Genomic DNA, 3,319 nt, shown 5'->3' with positions numbered 1-3,319 from the left:
GGTTCTCCATGGGCGGCATGATCGCCCAGGAGATCGCGCTGACCGAGCCGCAGCTGGTCCACAGGATGATCCTGACCGGGACCGGCCCCGCCGGCGGCCAGGGCATCAAGAACGTCACCCGCATCTCCCATCTGGACACCCTGCGGGCGCTGCTGACCCTCACCGACCCCAAGCAGTACCTGTTCTTCACCCGCACCGCCGCCGGCAAGCGCGCCGGCCAGGAGTTCCTGGCACGCCTGAAGGAGCGCACCGCCGACCGGGACAAGGCGATCCCCCCGAGGGCATACCTCACCCAGCTGGGGGCCATCCACCGCTGGGGCCTGCAGACCCCGCAGGACCTGTCGGTGATCACCCAGCCGGTGCTGGTGGCCAACGGCGACGCCGACCGGATGGTCCCCTCCCACAACTCCACCGATCTGGCCCGGCGGCTGCCCGACAGCGAGCTGGCGATCTACCCCGACGCCGGTCACGGCGGCATCTTCCAGTACCACCAGCAGTTCGTCGCCAAGGCCCTGGCCTTCCTGGCCCGGCCATAGCCGCACCGACAAGAAAGGACCGGCGAACCATGAAGGCTTTCGTCGTCGAGCACTACGGCAAGGACGGCCTGCGCGCCGCAGACCTGCACGAACCGCAGCCCGGCCCCCGGGACGTGCTGGTGAAGATCGCCGCGGCCAGCGTCAACCCGCTGGACAAGCTGGTCCGCGACGGAGAGTTCAAACAACTCCTCAAGCACAAGACGCCTTTCGTCCTGGGCCACGATCTCGCCGGCACCATCACGGCGGTCGGGACACAGGTACGGGGCTTCGCCGTCGGCGACGAGGTGTACTCCCGGCCCCGTGATCTGCGCATCGGCACCTTCGCCGAGTACATCGCGATCGACGAGGACGACGTCGCGCACAAACCGACCACGCTGACCATGCCCGAGGCGGCCGCGGTGCCGCTGGTCTCCCTTGCGGCCTGGCAGATCCTCGTGGACACGGCCGGGATCGGGCCGGGATCGAAGGTACTGGTCCACGGCGGCGCCGGCGGCCTCGGGTCCACCCTGATCCAGCTGGCCAAGCACCTCGGCGCCGAGGTCGCAACCACCGCCCGGGGCTCGTCCGAGGAACTGGTGCGCTCCCTGGGGGCCGACATCGTCGTCGACTACACCAAGGAGGACTTCTCCTCGCTGCTCTCCGGCTACGACCTCGTCGTCGACGGGCTTGGCGGGGAGAACCTGATGAAGTCGCTGACCGTGCTCGCCCCCGGCGGCCTGGCCCTGGGCGTGGCCGGTCCGCCGGACGCCGGCTTCGCCCGGCAGCTCGGCGCCCCCCGAGTCTTCGAGCCGGTGCTGTCGCTGCTGAGCCGCAAGGTCCGCCGCGCGGCCAAGAAAGCCGGAGTGCGCTACTCGTTCTTCTTCATGCGCTCCGACGGCAAGCAACTGGCCCACCTGGCCGGCCTGTACGACGCCGGCGCGCTGCGCCCGGTCGTCGACACGGTCTTCCCCTTCGACCAGACCCCGCAGGCGATGGCGTTCGTCGAGGCCGGCAAGGCGAAAGCCGGCAAGGTCGTCGTATCCGCCGACTGAATCGGCACTGACGACATGTTCCGACCCCCGGTGGATCCGGGTGACGCGCCCGGCCGGCTCGGCATCCGCCCTCTGTCGTTAAACGATCGTTTGACGACAGGAAGCCCGAGCGTCCAATGAACCCGTGCAATCCGGGGGTTTGAGGCGGCGCGAATCCAATCAGATCCGATGGCGATTGCTGACAGGGTTTGATGACAGATACGGTCCATTCCTCCGTACGGAAGGGGCCCCGAGTGGCGAACCTGGTCTACAAGCGGGTCTCCACCGACCAGCAGTCCACCGCCCGGCAGAACCTCGTCTTGGACGAGGCCGGGATCGAGGACCCGGTCGTCTTCGAAGAGGACCCCGGCACCTCCAGCCGCCTCCACCCGCTCCAGCGGCCGAAGTTCCGCGAGCTCCTGAACTACGCGCGACCGGGCGACACCGTGCACATCTCCGAGATGTTCCGCCTCGTCCGCGGCACCAGCCACATCCTCGACGTGCTCGACGTCCTCCACCGCGACCGCCTCGCCCTGCGCATTCACGACGGCGCGTTCTCCGCGATGGACCTCACCGCCCGCCACCCGCGCACCGGCGAGCTGCTGTCCACCGTGAAGTTCATGGTGCAGACCCTCGCCGCCGCCGGCGAACTCCAGCGCGACCTCCAACGGGAGCTGACCTACGACGGACTGCGCGCCGCCGAGGCAAAGGGCAGCAAGGGCGGGCGCCGCCCCGCCGTGGCAACCGCGAAGACCGCCGACGTCCGCGCCGCGTACCTGGAAGGCCGCTCGATCGCCGCCCTCGCCCGCGACCACAGCGTCAGCCGCGGCGCGATCCGTACGGTCGTCGCCGACCTTATGCCCGACCGCACCGCCGAGCAGCAGGACACCCCGGCCCCGGAGCTACCGGTCACCCTCGACATGCCGGGCAAGGTCGCCGACTTCCTCCGCACTGCCGAACTGGAGCCCGCCGAGCGGGATGCGCTCGACCAGGGGGTGACCGTACGGCGCGGCCAGGGCTACACCCTGCGCGTCAGCGCCGTCCCCGCCGTGCACCTCGGGCTCCTCACCCGCTGCCAGCCGCTCGACAGCAGCCACGGCATTCCCGCGGTCCCGGCCCAGCGCAAGGCCCGCCGCGAGTACGAGAACCGCGTCAGCATCCTCACGCCGACCGGACCATGATCCTTCTCAGCGCCAACGGCTGTACCGATGTTCCCCGAGGCCGTTGCAACGGAAGAAGCGCCTGATCCCGCTGAGAGTTTTTTTGCAACGCTGTACTGCGAGTGCGCCAATATCTGTGCTCGAGAGAAGAGAGTTTGTCAGGCTGTGTGCCGAGAATTCTTATCGCAATGCCTTGTTCTCAATTATTTATCCGGCGAAGGCTGTTGCGGCGTGCTACTGTCCATCTCAGTTGCAGTCGTGGTTCCCGAGACTTCAAGTGTTCCAACCCGGCTTTTTTTCGGGGAGGGTGCTTTTGCGTTTCCGGTCATTTCCGGCGGGTTGATCATCGCGGCGACACGGTGTTCGCACAGTGCAGGCGCCGGTGTACTGCCCCAAAGGAGATATGACATGGCTGCTGGTACCGTGAAGTGGTTCAACGCGGAAAAGGGTTTCGGCTTCATCGAGCAGGACGGTGGCGGCCCTGACGTGTTCGCCCACTTCTCGAATATCGCCGCCCAGGGCTTCCGTGAGCTTCTCGAGGGCCAGAAGGTGACCTTCGACATCGCGCAGGGCCAGAAGGGCCCGACGGCCGAGAACATCGTTCCGGCCTGAC

At 67.8% G+C, this 3,319-nt stretch carries 4 protein-coding genes; all 4 read left to right on the top strand.

Features of this window, described 5'->3' with window-relative positions; genetic code table 11:
• A partial coding sequence (locus tag ACWEBX_RS38385; RefSeq protein WP_451889351.1) for an alpha/beta fold hydrolase occupies window positions 1-536 on the top strand: 536 nt, incomplete at its 5' end.
• Window positions 537-565: 29 nt separating this feature from the next.
• Window positions 566-1,567 carry an NADP-dependent oxidoreductase gene (locus tag ACWEBX_RS38380; RefSeq protein WP_451858457.1) on the top strand — a complete coding sequence of 334 codons (1,002 nt, stop codon included), beginning with the start codon at window positions 566-568 and terminating at the stop codon, window positions 1,565-1,567.
• 233 nt (window positions 1,568-1,800) lie between these two features.
• Window positions 1,801-2,727: a recombinase family protein gene (locus tag ACWEBX_RS38375; RefSeq protein ID WP_451889350.1), complete on the top strand. Its 927-nt coding sequence runs from the start codon at window positions 1,801-1,803 to the stop codon at window positions 2,725-2,727.
• Window positions 2,728-3,114: 387 nt separating this feature from the next.
• Window positions 3,115-3,318 (top strand): cold-shock protein, encoded by a 204-nt coding sequence (locus ACWEBX_RS38370; protein ID WP_355991911.1) that lies wholly within the window; start codon window positions 3,115-3,117, stop codon window positions 3,316-3,318.
• Window position 3,319: the final 1 nt, after the last annotated feature.

The sequence above is a fragment of the Streptomyces sp. NPDC005070 genome, from assembly GCF_053600395.1.
This window is presented reverse-complemented; position numbering and strand designations above follow the sequence as displayed.